Annotated in this window: 18 protein-coding genes; 2 read left to right on the top strand and 16 right to left on the bottom strand. The window is 40.0% G+C overall.

The features are described from left to right. The 10 genes from HMPREF1019_RS00390 to rpmH all read right to left on the bottom strand — a co-directional run bounded on the left by HMPREF1019_RS00390 (position 1) and on the right by rpmH (position 9,477). Positions 1–1,050, bottom strand: a complete 1,050-nt coding sequence (locus HMPREF1019_RS00390) for an SDH family Clp fold serine proteinase (RefSeq protein WP_009293679.1) — start codon at positions 1,048–1,050, stop codon at positions 1–3. A gap of 3 nt (positions 1,051–1,053) precedes the next feature. After that, positions 1,054–3,243, bottom strand: coding sequence for a phosphoribosylformylglycinamidine synthase subunit PurL (purL, locus tag HMPREF1019_RS00385; protein WP_009293678.1), 2,190 nt, complete (start codon positions 3,241–3,243; stop codon positions 1,054–1,056). Between the two features lie 56 nt (positions 3,244–3,299). Continuing rightward, entirely contained in the window at positions 3,300–4,019 is a 720-nt protein-coding gene (locus HMPREF1019_RS00380) for a hypothetical protein (protein ID WP_009293677.1), read from the bottom strand. 72 nt (positions 4,020–4,091) lie between these two features. Next, the gene (locus HMPREF1019_RS00375) at positions 4,092–4,673 is read right to left on the bottom strand and encodes an NAD(P)H-dependent oxidoreductase (RefSeq protein WP_009293676.1); all 582 of its coding nucleotides are present in this window, start codon (positions 4,671–4,673) and stop codon (positions 4,092–4,094) included. Between the two features lie 41 nt (positions 4,674–4,714). Then, entirely contained in the window at positions 4,715–6,040 is a 1,326-nt protein-coding gene (gene mnmE, locus HMPREF1019_RS00370; RefSeq protein WP_009293675.1) for a tRNA uridine-5-carboxymethylaminomethyl(34) synthesis GTPase MnmE, read from the bottom strand. After that, positions 6,037–7,128 carry a Jag N-terminal domain-containing protein gene (locus tag HMPREF1019_RS00365; protein WP_009293674.1) on the bottom strand — a complete coding sequence of 364 codons (1,092 nt, stop codon included), beginning with the start codon at positions 7,126–7,128 and terminating at the stop codon, positions 6,037–6,039. The genes mnmE and HMPREF1019_RS00365 overlap by 4 nt, the downstream gene beginning before the upstream one ends. Further along, a complete protein-coding gene (gene yidC, locus HMPREF1019_RS00360) occupies positions 7,125–8,681 on the bottom strand; it encodes a membrane protein insertase YidC (RefSeq protein ID WP_009293673.1) in 1,557 nt (518 codons plus the stop codon). Before yidC ends, HMPREF1019_RS00365 begins: the two co-directional genes overlap by 4 nt. Next, on the bottom strand, positions 8,682–9,023 hold the full coding sequence (yidD, locus tag HMPREF1019_RS00355) for a membrane protein insertion efficiency factor YidD (protein WP_009293672.1): 342 nt from the start codon (positions 9,021–9,023) through the stop codon (positions 8,682–8,684). Further along, positions 9,020–9,355, bottom strand: coding sequence for a ribonuclease P protein component (rnpA, locus tag HMPREF1019_RS09780; protein WP_080658384.1), 336 nt, complete (start codon positions 9,353–9,355; stop codon positions 9,020–9,022). Before rnpA ends, yidD begins: the two co-directional genes overlap by 4 nt. Beyond that, a complete protein-coding gene (gene rpmH, locus HMPREF1019_RS00350; protein WP_002940373.1) occupies positions 9,343–9,477 on the bottom strand; it encodes a 50S ribosomal protein L34 in 135 nt (44 codons plus the stop codon). Before rpmH ends, rnpA begins: the two co-directional genes overlap by 13 nt. 285 nt (positions 9,478–9,762) lie before the next feature. On the opposite strand from rpmH, the gene HMPREF1019_RS00345 reads away from it, so the two are divergent. Continuing rightward, entirely contained in the window at positions 9,763–10,254 is a 492-nt protein-coding gene (locus HMPREF1019_RS00345; protein WP_232210154.1) for a uracil-DNA glycosylase family protein, read from the top strand. Then, positions 10,251–11,531 carry a hypothetical protein gene (locus HMPREF1019_RS00340; protein ID WP_009293670.1) on the top strand — a complete coding sequence of 427 codons (1,281 nt, stop codon included), beginning with the start codon at positions 10,251–10,253 and terminating at the stop codon, positions 11,529–11,531. Before HMPREF1019_RS00345 ends, HMPREF1019_RS00340 begins: the two co-directional genes overlap by 4 nt. A gap of 12 nt (positions 11,532–11,543) precedes the next feature. On the opposite strand, the gene HMPREF1019_RS00335 is transcribed toward HMPREF1019_RS00340, so the two are convergent. Genes HMPREF1019_RS00335 through HMPREF1019_RS00310 form a run of 6 tightly spaced genes read right to left on the bottom strand, consistent with a single transcriptional unit; the run spans position 11,544 to position 15,721 of the window. Then, a complete protein-coding gene (locus HMPREF1019_RS00335; RefSeq protein WP_009293669.1) occupies positions 11,544–11,933 on the bottom strand; it encodes a YbgC/FadM family acyl-CoA thioesterase in 390 nt (129 codons plus the stop codon). A gap of 19 nt (positions 11,934–11,952) precedes the next feature. Continuing rightward, positions 11,953–12,468 carry a threonine/serine exporter family protein gene (locus HMPREF1019_RS00330; protein WP_009293668.1) on the bottom strand — a complete coding sequence of 172 codons (516 nt, stop codon included), beginning with the start codon at positions 12,466–12,468 and terminating at the stop codon, positions 11,953–11,955. After that, the gene (locus tag HMPREF1019_RS00325; protein WP_009293667.1) at positions 12,461–13,243 is read right to left on the bottom strand and encodes a threonine/serine exporter family protein; all 783 of its coding nucleotides are present in this window, start codon (positions 13,241–13,243) and stop codon (positions 12,461–12,463) included. The genes HMPREF1019_RS00330 and HMPREF1019_RS00325 overlap by 8 nt, the downstream gene beginning before the upstream one ends. Next, positions 13,227–13,706, bottom strand: a complete 480-nt coding sequence (locus tag HMPREF1019_RS00320; RefSeq protein WP_009293666.1) for a DUF4149 domain-containing protein — start codon at positions 13,704–13,706, stop codon at positions 13,227–13,229. The genes HMPREF1019_RS00325 and HMPREF1019_RS00320 overlap by 17 nt, the downstream gene beginning before the upstream one ends. Before the next feature lie 10 nt (positions 13,707–13,716). Continuing rightward, entirely contained in the window at positions 13,717–14,529 is an 813-nt protein-coding gene (gene prmC / locus HMPREF1019_RS00315) for a peptide chain release factor N(5)-glutamine methyltransferase (protein WP_009293665.1), read from the bottom strand. Beyond that, on the bottom strand, positions 14,519–15,721 hold the full coding sequence (locus tag HMPREF1019_RS00310; protein WP_009293664.1) for a M48 family metallopeptidase: 1,203 nt from the start codon (positions 15,719–15,721) through the stop codon (positions 14,519–14,521). Before HMPREF1019_RS00310 ends, prmC begins: the two co-directional genes overlap by 11 nt. Between the last annotated feature and the right edge of the window lies 1 nt (position 15,722).

The raw sequence follows: 15,722 nt of genomic DNA, 5'->3' as shown, positions 1-15,722 counted from the left end.
TTACCACAAGTGATAGATCGTATTTTTTATCTTGCCATTTACCAGCTCATTTTTGCGCCATGAGCTCTCGTCATTCATCACGTTCCAGCGGCGCTCCTCAGGGCGATAAAACCAGTCTTTGTCGATCTGATAGTAAATTTGCTTGCCGTTTGTCTCGATGATGTTTGCGATGTTGTTATCATGATAGCTGTTCTCATCGTAGTCGGTAAAGGCTCGCTGTCCCATCTCCGAGTAAAGTAGCGTTAGCTCCTGAAGCATCTCGTTTAGATCATCGTCCATTTTCTTGACATGCAGACCGATCTCCTGCGCCTCACGAAAGAGTATCGGATACTCATGTGCTGGGTAGTCTGCGTTTAGCCTCTCAGAAATTTCAACGATCTTTTTATCATCATCTATGTGATATCTAAGCAGCTCAGTGCAAATTTTAAGAGAAAGCGAGCTAGCGCGATCAACCGCACCAAAAACTAGCGGATGGATATACTCATATAGCGAGTTATAGGGGTTTGTGTCGTTTGGTCTATCTTTGTCCTGCTCTTTCCAAAGCTTCACCACACGGCTAAGCTCGTCCATAGAGACGCTAACAAGCTCATTACCCTTGTTTGTAGGGCTTAGCTCGTGTTTGAGCGATGTATCAACTGGCGTTAGATAGGCAAGCGGACCCATCACGATCTCGTTTGCGCCAAGCGCCATCATCGTAGCTGCTGAGGCGCAGTTTGATGGGATCAGCGCTATTAAATTTTTGCAGTAGTTTCTAAGCGTGCTAATGATCCTAAGCGCGGCTATGCCGCTACCACCATCACTTTTTATAAAAAGATAGGCAGTATCTATCTTTTTACCCTTTAAAATTTCATACATCGCGCTTGCATCGTTGCCGCAGACATTACCAGCGTTTGAGTTATAGTAGGTTATCAAAGGGGCATTTAGCCTTTTTTCGATCGTACTTATCAAATTTTGAGTATCGCTAAAGAGCACTGGCGGCTTTGCCACGCCCTTTTTCTCGTTTTGCTCTACTTCCTTTTCCCCGCTTGCTTTTTCCTTTTTAGAAAACATCTCTTAGTCCTCCTTTTTTACGATTTTCGCAAACTCATTTAGATAAATTTCTCTTACATCCTCTAAGCTCTCATCTATCTCATTTAACTTAAATCTCTTGCCGCCACTAACACCGATCTTTTCAAATTTCACACCAAATTTAGCCGCAAGCGCTTCAAATTTAGCCTCGTCTTTCACGCCCACAACCGCTCTTGAAAAGCTCTCGTCAAAGATGAAATTTGGCTCTTTAAATTTAACTTCGCAGTTTGCGCCAATGTTTGAGATGCTAGCCATTTTTGCCAGCGTGATAGCAAGACCGCCTACGCCTACGCTATTTGCAAACTCTAAAATTTGCTCTTTATTTGCCTCTATCACTAGGTCCCAAAGGGCTCGTTCGGCTTTATAATCAACCTCTTTTAGCTTACCGCCAACCACGTTAAATAGCGACTTTGCGTAAAGCGAAGCTGCAAATTCGCCACTTGTCTCGCCAAGCAGATATATCGCCCTGCCCTCGCTTAAAAATGTGCTTTTTAGGTTTAAATTTGCATCTTCATTGACGCCAACTGTTACGATGGCTGGCGTTGGATAGACGCTAACGCCGTCAGTGTCGTTATAAAGGCTCACGTTGCCACTAACAACTGGCGTATTTAGCTCACGGCAAGCCTCTTTTATGCCTTCACATCCCTCTTTGAACTGCCATATAACCTCTGGATTTTGCGGGTTGCCATAGTTTAAGCAGTCAGTTATCGCAAGTGGCACAGCGCCGCTCATCGCTACCTTTCTACCAGCTGCAGCGACGGCTCTTGCAGCACCAATTTTAGGATCAACGAAATTTGCCCTAGGATCGCACTGAGCAGCCATAGAGACGACCTTTTTAGTGCCTTTTACTCTGATGCTTGCAGCGCCTAAGCAACCTGGCTGTTTTATGGTATTTGTCTGGATGTTTGCGTCGTATTGGTCATAGATGAAGCTTTTATTTAGCACTTCTGGCTCTTTTAAAAGCTTGAAAAATGCGCTTTTGTTATCAATATTATTTGGAATTTTTAAATTTGCTATCTCATCAAGGTATTTTGGACGTGCGACTGGACGATCAAGCACCGGAGCTGCCTCGCTAAGTGGGCCGATAGGGATTTCGCCTGCAAGCTCACCGTACCAGTAAAGCTGCATCACGCCGCTACTTGTGACCTCGCCGATGATCTCAGCGTCAAGGTCCCATTTTCTAAAAATTTCAAGCACCTTTTGTTCGTAACCTTTTTTGGCACATATTAGCATACGCTCTTGAGACTCGCTCAGCATTAGCTCATAAGGCGTCATGCCAACTTCGCGCATCGGCACGCGGTCTAAATACATCTTCATGCCGCTACCGCTTCTACCAGCCATCTCAAAGCTAGAGCTTGTAAGTCCTGCTGCGCCCATATCTTGGATACCGATGATATAGTCTTTTTTAAAGAGCTCTAAGCATGCCTCCATAAGCAGTTTCTCGGCAAATGGGTCGCCCACTTGCACCGTTGGGCGAAGTGATTTATTCTCATCGTTAAAGCTATCGCTCGCCATCACAGCGCCGCCAAGTCCGTCCCTGCCAGTCTTTGAGCCCACGTAAATGACTGGGTTGCCCACACCTTCAGCCTTGCCGTAGAAAATTTCATCACTTTTGCAAAGACCAAGCGCGAAGGCGTTGATTAGGATATTGCCATTAAAACTAGGATCAAATGTAGTCTCGCCGCCGATCGTTGGGATACCCATACAGTTGCCGTAGTGTCCTATGCCAGCGACACTTCCTTTTAGCAGATACCTATGCTTTTTAGCTAGCTCGCCCTCGCCTCTTATCTCGCCAAAACGAAGCGAGTTCATATTTGCAACAACTCTTGCGCCCATCGTAAAGACATCTCTTAAAATTCCACCAACACCAGTTGCAGCGCCCTGAAACGGCTCGATAAAGCTTGGGTGGTTGTGACTCTCCATCTTAAACACAGCCGCAACCCCGTCGCCAACGTCGATGACGCCAGCATTTTCACCAGGTCCTTGGATGACCCAAGGTGCCTTTGTTGGAAAGCCGTTTAGATATTTTTTGCTTGATTTGTAGCTGCAGTGCTCGCTCCACATCGCTGAAAATATGCCAAGCTCTAGTAAATTTGGCTCACGACCTAAAATTTTTAAGATCTCCTCATACTCTTCGTCGCTGATTTTATGTGCTTGTATGGTAGCTTTATCCATTGATGTAACCTTTTAAGAATTTTAAGCTATTTTACAACCTTGCTTATAAAAAGTTACTAAAAAGCCTTTTGGAATTTACTAAAACAAAGCACATTTGAGAGAATTTTGCCTTGATTTACAAGGTCACTTTCTATAAATGTTTTATAAAAATTTTGCGTTAGCGTCTCAGCCTTAATCTTCTCTTCATCTTCGCTTGAAAGGTTGAAATAATACCTCGTCTCTCTTAAAAAAAAGCCTTGATCATTAGATATATCTGAGTTTAAGATCACTGCAAAAAAGCCATTTTTCAAAGGGTGATTTGTCACACTTTTTACTTTTATCACCTCTTTGCCACCTGCAAAAGCTTCGCAAACTGACATGCTTTTTGTGCTATAAACCACGCTTTTTATAGCGCCATTTGAAATTTCATAAAATTTGATATTTTTTGCATTTACGAGCTCCTCTATGTCACTAGCATTTGACAAGATAAGCTCATGGTTGGTGCTTAAATTTTTAACAAGCACCATTTGATCTGCTTCGATGCCTTGCATGAGACCACCAAGAGCGCTAAATTCTGCATTTACACTGGCTACTTTGATATCAGCCTTGCCGACAATGTTTGCAAATTTATTAAAGTCATTTAGGCTGTTTTGAAGCTTATAAAATTTCATCTCGTGCAAGGTTTCGTTATTTTCAAGATAGAGTAAATTTACTTCATCGCTTGGCTTTAAAATTTGCTTGCTAGCGCACCCAGCAAAAAAGATAACAGCAGCTAAAAGTAGAAATTTTGCCCTCATTTTTCCCAACACAAGATAGATGTAAATTTAGATGCTCTTTAGCGCAAATGGCTAAAGAGCGGTAGAAATCTTTTACGCTTTGAAAACTTTTTCAAGATGCGCCTCATACTCTTTTAGGTATCTTGGCACGTCTGGCATCTTGATAACATCGCAGCAGATAAAGTGCGGAAGCGACTTCATGCCCAAAAACTCATTTGCCTTTCTAAAATGAAAATAAACTCCATCAACGCCGCGCGCCTCAAAAAACTCATTTGGATCGCTAAATGCCTCAGTTGGGGCATTCCAAGTAAGACTTAGCATAAATTTCTTGCCATTTAGTAAGCCGCCTTTGCCGTAGTTTTTAGTTGGATCAACCCTATGCCTGCCATCACTCGTATAAAGCTTGCCATGACCTTCGGTAAAGACCTCGTCGATATACTTTTTCACTATCCAAGGCTCGCCCATCCACCAAGCTGGCATCTGCCAAACTACCACGTCCATCCAGAGAAATTTCTCAACTTCAGCCTCGATATCATAGCCTTGATCTATCACGGTTTGCTTTACCTCATGACCCATTTTTGCTAGTTTTTCGCATGCAAGATCGTGAAGTGTTTGATTGAGCCTACCTTCTGAATGGCCAAATTTTTTGCCACCATTTATAAGTAAAATTTTCATATTCTCTCCTTTAAAAAACGCAGATTTTAACCAAAAAAGTATCATTTTCCTAAACAAAAATGGCTAAACATTTCGTCTAAAATTTCGCTTCTCTCAAATGGCTTTGTGATGCTTGCAAGTGCCTTTATCGCGGTATTTATCTCGTAAGCGAAAATTTCTAGCTCCTCTTCATTTAGCCGTAAAAATGCTCTTTTTAAAGCCTCACTCGCCTCTTTGCAGCTTAAAATTTGGCGGTTTGAGCTTAGCATGATCTCGTCAGTGTCTTGCGTCTTGAGATAGCTTTCAAGCTCTTTTAAAACTACGCTCGTATCAGCTTTTGCAGAAATTTTGATGGCGCCGTCCAAATTTATGTCAAATTTAAACGCAAGATCGCTTTTGTTTAGAATAAAAAAGGCTTTTTTGTTTGAGTTAGAAACGAGTCTTATTATCTCTTTATCTTGCTCGTCGCTTGCAGATGAGCCGTCAAAGACAGCTAGGATGATGTCGGCCTCGTTTATGGCTGAGATTGAGTAATTTATGCCGATTTGCTCGATCTTCCCAGCATCTTTTCTAATGCCTGCGGTGTCTATTATGCGAACTAGATGCGAGCCGATCTTGAAATTTTCTTCTATCCTATCTCTAGTCGTGCCCGCTTCGTCGCTAACGATCGCTCTTTCGTATGCCAAAAATGAATTTAAGATAGAACTTTTGCCCACATTTGGCTTGCCAACGATTGCGATCTTAAAGCCATCTATTAGCCCCCTTCTTTGCTCACTAAGAGTGGCTATGCGCTCTAATTTCTCGCTATTTTTTAAAAGCATCTGCTTAGTTTGCTCTAGTAAATTTGCGGGCAGATCATCATCAGCATAGTCAATCATCGTCTCAACAAAGGCAAGAGTTTTGACCACTTCACCCCTGATCTCGCCTACAAATTTACTAAGATCGCCTTGCATCTGACGGGTCAAAATTTTAGCAGCGATCTCGCTTTTTGAAGTGATGAGCCCTTGCATCGCCTCAGCCTTGGCTAGATCCATCTTGCCATTTAAAAATGCCCGCTTGCTAAACTCGCCAGGCATAGCAAGCCTAGCACCAGCCCTTATTAGCTCATTTAAAATTCTCTCGCTCACCATAACGCCACCATGAGTTTGAAACTCGACGATATCCTCGCCAGTAAAGCTTGCAGGAGCCTTAAAATATATAACGATGCCCTCGTCTAAAATTTCATCATCAAGGGAGTAAATTTTGGCTAGTTTTGCGTATCTTGGCTCTAAATTTGAAAGTTTAAGAAGTTTTAAAGAGGTGGCCAGGGCGTCCTTGCCGCTAAGCCTTACGATAGAAACTGAGCCGATGCCATAAGCTGTGGCAAGGGCTGCGATAGATTCACTCATTTTTTAAAAAAATCATTTACGACGACAAATTTGCCGTCATTGCCGCTTTTTATGCCGACATATTTATCTGGAAATTTCTCGCGAAGCTTCTCAAGTGCGATCTTCACCAAAACTCCGTCAAGTGGCTTAGTTTGGGCTCTACCGCTATTTTGCACGCGCTCGATCACGCCATTTAGATATTGATCCATCATCGCTTCTTGATTTTGCAAAAATTGCGCGATCTCAAGGCGAATAGCAAGGTTGTATTTTGAATTTAGCCAATTATAGAGCATATAAGAGATCGCTTTATATCTATAACCCTCTTTGCCAATAAGTAGTGCCGCATCAGCTCCGTCTAGCTCGATAAGCACGGTCTCATCGTTAAATTTACTAACTTCTACCTTGTCTATCTCAAAGCAGCTTGCTTTAAAAAGACGCGTCATGCCCTCTTTTATCTCAGGTAAAATTTTATCAAAGTCGATTACAACTTTCTCTTTTTTCTCTTTTGGTAAAGCTTGAGGCGCGCTCTCTTCATCAGTTTGGTTGAAATTTTCGATGATTGAAGTATCTAGGATATTTTTAGGAGCACTTTTACTAGCTTGTGGCTCTTTTGCCACTTTAGTCTCTTTTTGCTCTTTTGGTTCTTTTGGCTCATCAAGTCTTTTTATGACATATCCCGGCTCTTCAGCCTCTTTTTCACCCTTTTCAGCAAAGGCATCTTTAGCAAGAGCTGAGTTTTTCTCGCTTAAATTTGGCTTTTCATTTTTATGCTCTTTTTGCTCAGACTTAGCCTCATTTTTCTCATATTTATGCTTTTTAGGATTTCGCTTTTTATCATTATGATCGTGTTTTTTGCTCTGTTTTTTCTCTTCTTTTGCAGGCTCGTTTTCATCACTTTTTTTAGCAAAATTTCTATCATTTTTTGGTTTATGCTGTGGTTTTGGCTGATTTTCTAAATTTGCCTCAATGATCGCTGTCTTTTTAAAAAATCCAAAAATTCCGCTACTTGGATGTTGCAAGACCTTTATATCAAGCTCAGTGACTGAACAGTTAAGCTGCTCGGCTGCCTTTTGAAATGCCTCTTGGAGAGTATTTGCTTCTATTTTCATTGAGCTTTTACCTCCGCAGCTTTTTTATGTTTTTCAAAAAGTTTATTTACAAAGACTTGTTGAACGACTGAACAAACGTTATTTACAAACCAGTAAAGCGTAAGACCTGCTGGGAATGTCACAAAGAAAAACGTGAAGATCAAAGGCAAGAATTTCATAACCTTTTCTTGCATAGGATCAGTAAATGTCGTTGGTGTAAGTTTTTGTTGTAAAAACATCGTTAGACCCATCAAGATAGGTAGTACAAAGTATGGATCCATCACCGAAAGATCGTGTATCCAAAGTATCCAAGGAGCACCTTTTAGCTCGATCGCATTTAGTAAAACGCGGTAGATCGCAAAAAATACCGGAATTTGAAGCAAGATCGGCAAGCAGCCACCCATCGGGTTTGCACCATGTTTTTTGTATAGCTCCATCATATGGACTTGCATCTTTTGCTTATCGTCTTTATATTTTGTTTGGATCTCTTTTACCTTTGGAGCAAGCTCTTTTAGCTTATTCATCGATAGCATGCCCTTATATGTAAGCGGGAATAAAACTATCCTTATGACAAGCGTTAGCACAACTATCGCCCAACCCCAGTTGCCAATGTAGTTATGTAAGAAATTTAAGAATGCAAACATCGGCTTTGCTATAAATGTAAACCAACCATACTCGATAACGTCGTTTAGTCTCTCATCCATCGAGCTTAAAATTTTATGCTCTTTTGGTCCGATGTAAGCACCTAGTTTTAGACTATCGTTTGCCTTTACAAAGACGATAGGATTGTTATTTGCATCTTTATCCACAACAGCTTCAAATGGCTTGTTAAATGAGTAAAATAGCGCTGTGTAGTATCTATCAGATGCAGCTGCTATAGTTGTGTTTGCATAGTTTTTAACCTCTTTTGCATCGCCATCTTCTATAATATTTAGGCTATCGTCTGTATTTCTAAGCATGACACCATGAACTGTGTAGCTATCTATCGCGATATTTGGTCTAAAGCCAGGAGTGATGAAATAATCAACGCTTTTACTTAAATTTACTTCAACCTCGTAACGACCATTTGGGTAAAATTTGATATTTTTTGTAACTGTAACGCCGTCTAAATTTTGAGTGAGTTTTATAGTTTTAGGCTCGCTGCTAGCATCTATTTCGCTAGCGTCACTGCTATATGCAACCTTAAAAGCATCAGTATTTAAAGTGCTATCATTAAATCTAAGCTCTAGCGGCAGTGGATTTTGTGAGACAAGCTCAATTTTGTTGCCATCTTCTGTTTTGTACTTATCTTCGGTTAGATAAAACTTCGCAATCCTGCCTAGCTTATCTATCTTTGCTTCGTAGCTTTGACCTTTGATGGTAGCGATTATCTCGTTTGAAGCTAAATTTTCATTTGATTTTGGAGTATCGTTAGTAGAGGCTGGAGCTTTGCTTTGATCCATTGTTTGAGAGATCGTTGTCTGGTTTTGCTCTAGTGGAGCTCTTTTTGGCATAAAAAAGTCATATACTATGAAAAATACGATCGACAAAAGTGCTGCAAGAAGCAACCTTTTTTGCATAGACATCTGTTCCATTTAATTTTTTTCCTTTAATTTATCTAATACTTTTACGACATAAAATTTACTATTTTGGCAAGGGATAAACCAGAAATTTACATTTTTGGCATCGCTTTTTTGAAATATAAAACATGAGTTAAATTTTTTGCGGATGATTGGGTAGTTGATACCGCCTTTGAAAAGTTGATTGCATCTTAAAATTCGCATGAATGTTGCAAAAAAAGCAGAGAAAAAGCTGTTTGTTTGAAATTCCCAAATGGCGTATTGTGAGCAAGTCGGATAGTAGCGACAGCTTTTTGGCAGAAGTATGGAAATATATTTTTGATAAAAAGCGATAAATTTAATCGCATATTTTTTCATTTTAGACATCCCATTTTTTTTATAGACCAGCTCAAATTTTTACAAATTTTGTCAAATGAAATTTCTGTAATTCCATTTTTTGCGACCATAATGTAAGTGCCATCTTTTAGCTCGTTAGAAATAGAAAAAAAAGCAGCTCTTAAAAGTCTCTTTGCTCTATTTCTAACTACTGCTTTTCCTACTTTTTTGCTAGCAACAACTGCTAATTTTTTTTCAATTGTAGGTTTATAAAAAACTACGCAAGCGTCGCAGTGCCATTTACTGGCCTCTTTATAAACCTGAGAAAATTCTCTCGAGTCACTTAGTGACTCAAAACCAGCTAAGCAGCCAATCTTTTTCTACCTTTAGCACGTCTAGCGTTGATAACCTTACGGCCATTTTTAGTTTTCATTCTTAAACGAAAGCCGTGAGTGCGTTTTTTAGGGGTTTTATGAGGTTGATAAGTCCTTTTCATTTCTATCCTTAAAGTTAATATAAAAAGTGGGATTTTATCAAAGCAATACTTAAATTCCTTTGAATAAATCAGCCCGACAAAACTATAATTTAAACTTTAAGTAAATCAAGTTATAATCCAAAAATGAAATTTCATAAAAATAAAGATCTCTTAGAAAAATTACTTTTTTTAAAAGCGATCGGTTACAATTTTATAGATGAAAATTTTCTTAATTTAAGCAAATATCAAGATTATAACAGCATAGACGAGCTAAATAGTGAGATAAAAAAGTGCTCTCTTTGCTTTTTGAGAAATAGCTCAAAGTACGTTTTTACTGGCTTTGGCGATAAAAATAGCAAGATAATGTTCGTATCGCTTTGCAAAAAAGATGATTATTTTGAAGGCACAAGTGGCAAAATTTTAGAAAATGCTATAAACAATGGCTTAAATTTAGAAAAAGATAGTGTTTATATAAGCTTGCTTTTGCGCTGTGAAATTTCAAATAGTGACGCGAAAAATCCAGCGTTAAAGAGCTCGTTTGAGCTTTGTAGGCCATATCTTTTAGAAGAGATAAGACTTATTAAGCCAAAAATTATCATCACTTTAGGAGAGGAAGCTTTCATGCATCTTTATCCAAATTTGCTCTCAAAGGGCGGATTTTCAAGCATAAGAGGGAGCATTTTAAAAGATGATGATAGGTTTATAATGCCAACTTTTTCACCAGAGTGGATCAGCAAAAATCCAAGTTTTGAAGAAAATTTTATAGATGATTTGAAAAAAATCAAGGGAGTGATATGAAAAGAATTTTTCTTTTTTTAGTTATATTTGTAAGCCTTTTTGCAGCGCAAAATGAAGCCTTAAGTGAGATGCAAGACGAGATCACTGAGGCGAAAATTGAAAGCAACATCACTAAAAATCAAAGCCTCTCAAGCATACCGCCAGCAAAGATTACTTACATAAATTTAGAGCCAGAATTTTGTGATAGCTCTTGCCTAAATGAGCTTATTAAGAGCGATATGTTAGCTAGTTTTATGGCGAGATTTGAGCCAGCAAAGATAGATGATAAGGCACTTTTAGACCTTTATACTTCGCTTGGCGGCGAGATGGTTTTAAAGCTTGCGCAAAGTGATAAGATAGCAATCATCATCCCACAAAAGATCATAAAATCATACGCAAATGTCGTATCAAACGCTATTTTGAGCTACATCTTAAAGCAAGATGCAAATGTCGAAGTGAAATTTATAAATAGCAGCGACGAGAGTTTGCCTAGCCTTCAAAACGCGCTTCAAAACGCTAGAAACGAGGGCTTTATCTACTTCATAGCAGCCCTTACTCAAAATGGCGCAAATACAGTAAATTCTCTCATCTTGCCAAACGAACTCATCTACATCCCAAGCGTTCATAGCTCTTTTGTGGCAGCTCCAAAGCCAAATTTGATCTTTGGCGGAGTTGATTACAAAGCGCAAATTTCAGCCCTGCTCGCTTTTGCTAACGAAAAAATAGTCGCTTTTGACGATGGCAGCGCGCTAGCACAAAAGCTAAACGAGTATGTACGCATGCAAAGTAGCGACTACTACGAGAGCTCGATCACTGGCAAAGATATAAATTTAAACAACACTTTAAGCAAAAAGTCTAAATTTGATAACGCAAGCGTCTTTTTAAACATCCCTATAGTTAAAGCTTCTCTTGTAGCAACGCAGATGAGAGGCTTTGAGATAAAGCCTTACGCGCTTTTAAGCACGCAGATAAATTTCTTGCCAAATATCTTTAGCGCCATCACGCAAAGAGACAGGCAAAACCTCTTTGTGGCAAATTCGCTAAATTCGCTTGATGAGAGATTTTTAGGGCTTGGAGATCTTTTTGGAGTTGATTTTAGATACTCACAGATCGGCTACTCAAGTGCCTTGGGAGTGGAGTATATCTATACAAATTTTATAAACAAAAGTGCCAGCAAAATTTTCACAGAGAGGGTTGAAGGCTCGCAAGTTTTATATGATGTGAAAATTTATGATACAAAAAGCGATCACTTTAATGAGGCAAATTCGCAGGAGCAAAACAGCACAAGCGGGATTTAGCAGTTTTGCTTGCTAAAATTTAACCTCATTTATAAAAGTTTTCATGCTCTCATCTATCTTTGCTAGTCTGCCCTCTTTCATAAAAGCTAGCGTGATAGTCGCTTTAAAGAGCACTTTTTCGGCATCTTTTTCATCAAATTTATAAATTTCTTGCTCTAAAACAAGGCTTGCCTTTTTAAGCTCTATGAGCTTTGTTCTCACAACAACCTCATCGCCAAGCACGGCTGAAGCGAGAAATTTAGCCTCAAGAGCTGAAACGACAAAGTATCCGCCCTCTTTTGTGAAATTTAGCCCAGCCTCAAAAAACGCCTCGCTTCTGGCTCGCTCGCAATATTTAATATAGTTTGTATGATAGACAATACCGCCTGCATCGGTATCTTCGTAATAAATTCTTATCTTCACAGCAAAGCTCCTTTAAATTTTATTTGCTCTTACTAGGCTTGCCTTTAGCGCCTCTAGTTATCGTAAGCGACTGATCATAAAATAAAATAAGCACCACCGAAACGCCCACACCTAAGGCTAGTGAGACCGTCGTAGTCGTGATAGCGTTATCAAAAAATATGATTAGATATTCGTTTTTCTTAGCGATACTTGTCTCATTTAAAAATGAAAAAAGTGCCAATATCCCCTTATACGCAAAAACTCCTGGCACCATCGGCAAAAGCGCTGGAAATGCGATGATCTCAGCTGGCACCTTTAGCCGTTTGGCAAAGAGCATGCCTAAAATTCCGCTCATAAAAGAGACAATGAGCGTTGCGACACTGATGTTAAAAAATCCCATCTGCATGATCCAAAAGCGGCTAGCATGCGCAAATGCAGCAAGCAAAGCGCAAAAGATGAGAGTTCTTTTTGGAGGCGAGCTAGCATAGGCAAAGCCCAGCCCAGCCACCGCAGCAAAGCCAGCATCTACAAGCGTTTCACTTAAAAGCTCAAACATTTAATATCTCCGCGCTGCTAAGCGTTAGCGTGATATAGACGCCAACAGCCATGCAAAGTATGAGGATACCCGTGCTTATGGCTCTACTGATGCCAACAAGGGTGTTATCATTTAGGATGTCAAAGACTGAATTTATGAGAAAAACGCCAGGCATCATAAAGAGCACAGACGAGCCTATCGCCACGTCGCTTGTATGTGTAAGCCCGTAAGATACGCCAAGATAGGCGATAAATGAGACGACAAAGGATGTCAGGACGTATTGAATTTTTAAATTTACGCCCATTTTTGCAAGGGCAAATTTAAGAGTGTAGCCAACAAGCGTTGCAAAAAATATGCAAACAACCGAGCCAGCATCGCCTCCAAAAAGTCTGCAAAATGCCGCATTTGCAAGGCTTATCAAGATAAGTGAGCTAGCAAATTTATTTGCACTGACACTCATTACACTATCAAAGCTCTCTTTAGCTTCGTCTAAACTTAAACCCTCATCTAAAATTTGCCAGCTAAGTGAGGATAGCTCGGAAATTCTATTAAAGCTAACCTGCCCTAGAGGGATCTTTCTCACATAAGTTCGGCGCAAGGAGTTATCCTGTGAGTCCATCACGCTAATGGTAAAATACTTCACAAAAATGGTCACGCTAACGTCGTATCCGTAGTGCTTAGCTATGCGGTCGACGCACTTTTCTACGCGCGCAGTGTATGTGCCAGCGCTCACCATCGCTGTCGTGTATTCGGCGAGAAAATTTGTTAAGATTTGGATATCAGGCTTGGCGTTCATCTTGGCTGATCTTAAATTTCACAAAAAACAAAATGAGCTGCAAAACAAGCATCACTTTCATCACATATTCGCTTGCGCTATGCATCTTGGCAAACTCTGCTGTCTGCGTTGCTTCAGCACCAAGACTTTGAGCCTGCACGATAAAAGGCGTGAAGATAAAAACAAAGCTTAGCGCTAGGGCTAAATTTAAAAACGAGAGCATAAATGTGCTAAATTTTAGTGAAAATGCAAGCTTTTTTCTTAGATCAAAGAGCTCGCTAACTGCTACAAATGCGCTTACAAATAGCAAAACATAGTTAAATTTTAAAAATATCTTTGTCATCATCTGTCCGCTCATAAAATGCGTGAGCACCCCCTCGCCTATGATGCTTTGTGGGAAAAATATGACTGGCGCGACCAAAATTCCAAGCGTTAGCTCAGTGCCGATCACCGTTGCTAATAGTAAAAAATAGATACTTCTCAATCTCTCTCCTTTATAGTTTTAAACTCGCACAAAAGCCCCTGTCAAAGCCCGCTAAGTCCTTGTAAAAAGCGCTTTTAAAGCCATTAAATTTTAGTGCCATCTCCATGCTAGCTCTTTGATCATAGCTCATCTCGCAGGCGACATTTTTTATGCCGCGATTTCTAGCGATAAGTATGATATTTTTTAAAATTTCATCTCCGACCTCGCCGCCAAATAGCGCCTCATGCGGCTCATTTATAACAAATTTATCAAGCTTATAGTCTCGCGCGATATATGGCGGGTTTGAGACCAAGATGTCGATACCACCAGAAATTTCATCGATATATGAGCACTTTACAAAGTCGATCTTCTCGCTTACATTAAATTTAAGCGCATTTTTTTTAGCTAGTTTTAGAGCCTTTTCATTTATATCAGTGGCTACTATTTTAGCGTTTGTTTTAAGGGCTAGCATGACGCTTATTATCCCGCTGCCAGTGCCGATCTCAGCGATCTTTGGCGCTTTGTAGCTGCTTGCTATCTCTAGCACTTTATCAACTAAAATTTCAGTCTCAGGGCGCGGTATCAAAACGCCACTTTCTACCTCAAACTCCAGCCCATAAAAGCCAGCCTTGCCGGTTATATACTCAAGCGGCTCGTAGTTTTCATAGCGCTTTACAAGATCAAAGTAGCCGACATCGTCAAATTCGCTCTTTTGGTTTAAAAATATCCACTCAACTCTCACATCAAGGTAGCTCATGAGCAAAATTTTAGCCACCCTGCTTGGATTCTCGCAAAGTGGTTTTAGTCTTAAATTTGCCTCTTTAAGCGCCTCTTCAACTCTCATTTTCTAGCTCATTTATCCGCTCAAAAAGGCTTGGATGCGAGTGATAGACAAATGAGTAAAGCCAGTGCGACTTTGGAAATGCTTTGTTTTCGCTGCCAAGCTTGATTAGGGCGTTTATCATGTCAGTTTTGTTTGAAATTTCTTTTGAAAATCTATCTGCGCCAAATTCATTTTTACGGCTAAAGTGCGAGATGATCGGCGAGAAAAGAAAGCTAAAAATAGGCGAGAAAAGCACCAAAAAGATGATGATGCTAGCGCCATTTTGCCCTAGTCCTATTGCCTCGTATGCGCTTGCGCCAACGTTTCCAAAGATGAAAAATAGACAAAATAGCATAATGGCACTTAGCGCTATCATTTTTATGATGTCTTTATGCTTAAAGTGCCCAAGCTCGTGCCCCAAAACCGCCACGATCTCCTCGGTACTTAGCTTTTTTATCAGCGTGTCAAAAAGTACCACTCGCTTTGTCGCTCCAAGTCCGCCAAAATAGGCGTTTAAGCGGTTGTCGCGCTTGCTAGCATCGATAGTAAAAACGCCACTACTTTTAAAGCCACATTTTGTAAGTAAGCCCTCTATCTTGCCCTTTAGCTCGCCATCTTCAAGCGGCGACATCTTGTTAAAGATAGGCGCGATGAGCGTTGGGTATATTAAATTTATAATTATTGCGATGCCAAAACTTAGCAAAAATGCCCAAAACCACCAAAAATCCCCAAGAAAATTTATACATAAAAGCACAAGCCAAACGAAAGCTGAGCCAAAAATGAGCATTAGCGCTAGCGACTTTATGGTATCAACTAAAAATATCTTTGCGCTCATATTTGAAAAGCCAAGCTTTTTGTCTTTTACAAAGCTCTCATGGATATTTAGCGGCAGATCAAGCAGCGACGAGATCAGCAAAAAGCTCATCACAAAGATGATATTTTCAAGCGTAGTGCCATCTTTTAGGCAAGCATTTGAGAGCATTTTTAGCCCAAAGCTTATCCACGCAAAGAAGATAACGGCGTGATAGACGAGGCTAAAAATTTCAAATTTTAGATTTGTCACGGCGGCAACTGCGGCGTTTTTGTATTCGCTCTCTTCAAGCACGACTGGCTCTTTTTTGGCTTCAGCTCTTACAAAGCCGATCTGCAAATTCGCCAAAAAAAGCTTAAAAAGCACATAAAAAATATAAATAGATAAAAGTGTATAAAACATA

It is taken from the genome of Campylobacter sp. 10_1_50 (assembly GCF_000238755.1).
Taxonomy (GTDB): domain Bacteria; phylum Campylobacterota; class Campylobacteria; order Campylobacterales; family Campylobacteraceae; genus Campylobacter_A; species Campylobacter_A concisus_R.
Note: the sequence above shows the minus strand (reverse complement) of the source record. Positions and strands in the feature narration are given on the sequence as shown.

Excerpts from the sequence above, each read along its gene's own strand:
- HMPREF1019_RS00390 (WP_009293679.1), bottom strand. The coding sequence starts at position 1,050 with ATGTTTTCTAAAAAGGAAAAAGCAAGCGGGGAAAAGGAAGTAGAGCAA.
- purL (WP_009293678.1), bottom strand. The coding sequence starts at position 3,243 with ATGGATAAAGCTACCATACAAGCACATAAAATCAGCGACGAAGAGTAT.
- HMPREF1019_RS00380 (WP_009293677.1), bottom strand. The coding sequence starts at position 4,019 with ATGAGGGCAAAATTTCTACTTTTAGCTGCTGTTATCTTTTTTGCTGGG.
- HMPREF1019_RS00375 (WP_009293676.1), bottom strand. The coding sequence starts at position 4,673 with ATGAAAATTTTACTTATAAATGGTGGCAAAAAATTTGGCCATTCAGAA.
- mnmE (WP_009293675.1), bottom strand. The coding sequence starts at position 6,040 with ATGAGTGAATCTATCGCAGCCCTTGCCACAGCTTATGGCATCGGCTCA.
- HMPREF1019_RS00365 (WP_009293674.1), bottom strand. The coding sequence starts at position 7,128 with ATGAAAATAGAAGCAAATACTCTCCAAGAGGCATTTCAAAAGGCAGCC.
- yidC (WP_009293673.1), bottom strand. The coding sequence starts at position 8,681 with ATGGAACAGATGTCTATGCAAAAAAGGTTGCTTCTTGCAGCACTTTTG.
- yidD (WP_009293672.1), bottom strand. The coding sequence starts at position 9,023 with ATGAAAAAATATGCGATTAAATTTATCGCTTTTTATCAAAAATATATT.
- rpmH (WP_002940373.1), bottom strand. The coding sequence starts at position 9,477 with ATGAAAAGGACTTATCAACCTCATAAAACCCCTAAAAAACGCACTCAC.
- HMPREF1019_RS00340 (WP_009293670.1), top strand. The coding sequence starts at position 10,251 with ATGAAAAGAATTTTTCTTTTTTTAGTTATATTTGTAAGCCTTTTTGCA.
- HMPREF1019_RS00330 (WP_009293668.1), bottom strand. The coding sequence starts at position 12,468 with ATGTTTGAGCTTTTAAGTGAAACGCTTGTAGATGCTGGCTTTGCTGCG.
- HMPREF1019_RS00325 (WP_009293667.1), bottom strand. The coding sequence starts at position 13,243 with ATGAACGCCAAGCCTGATATCCAAATCTTAACAAATTTTCTCGCCGAA.
- prmC (WP_009293665.1), bottom strand. The coding sequence starts at position 14,529 with ATGAGAGTTGAAGAGGCGCTTAAAGAGGCAAATTTAAGACTAAAACCA.
- HMPREF1019_RS00310 (WP_009293664.1), bottom strand. The coding sequence starts at position 15,721 with ATGTTTTATACACTTTTATCTATTTATATTTTTTATGTGCTTTTTAAG.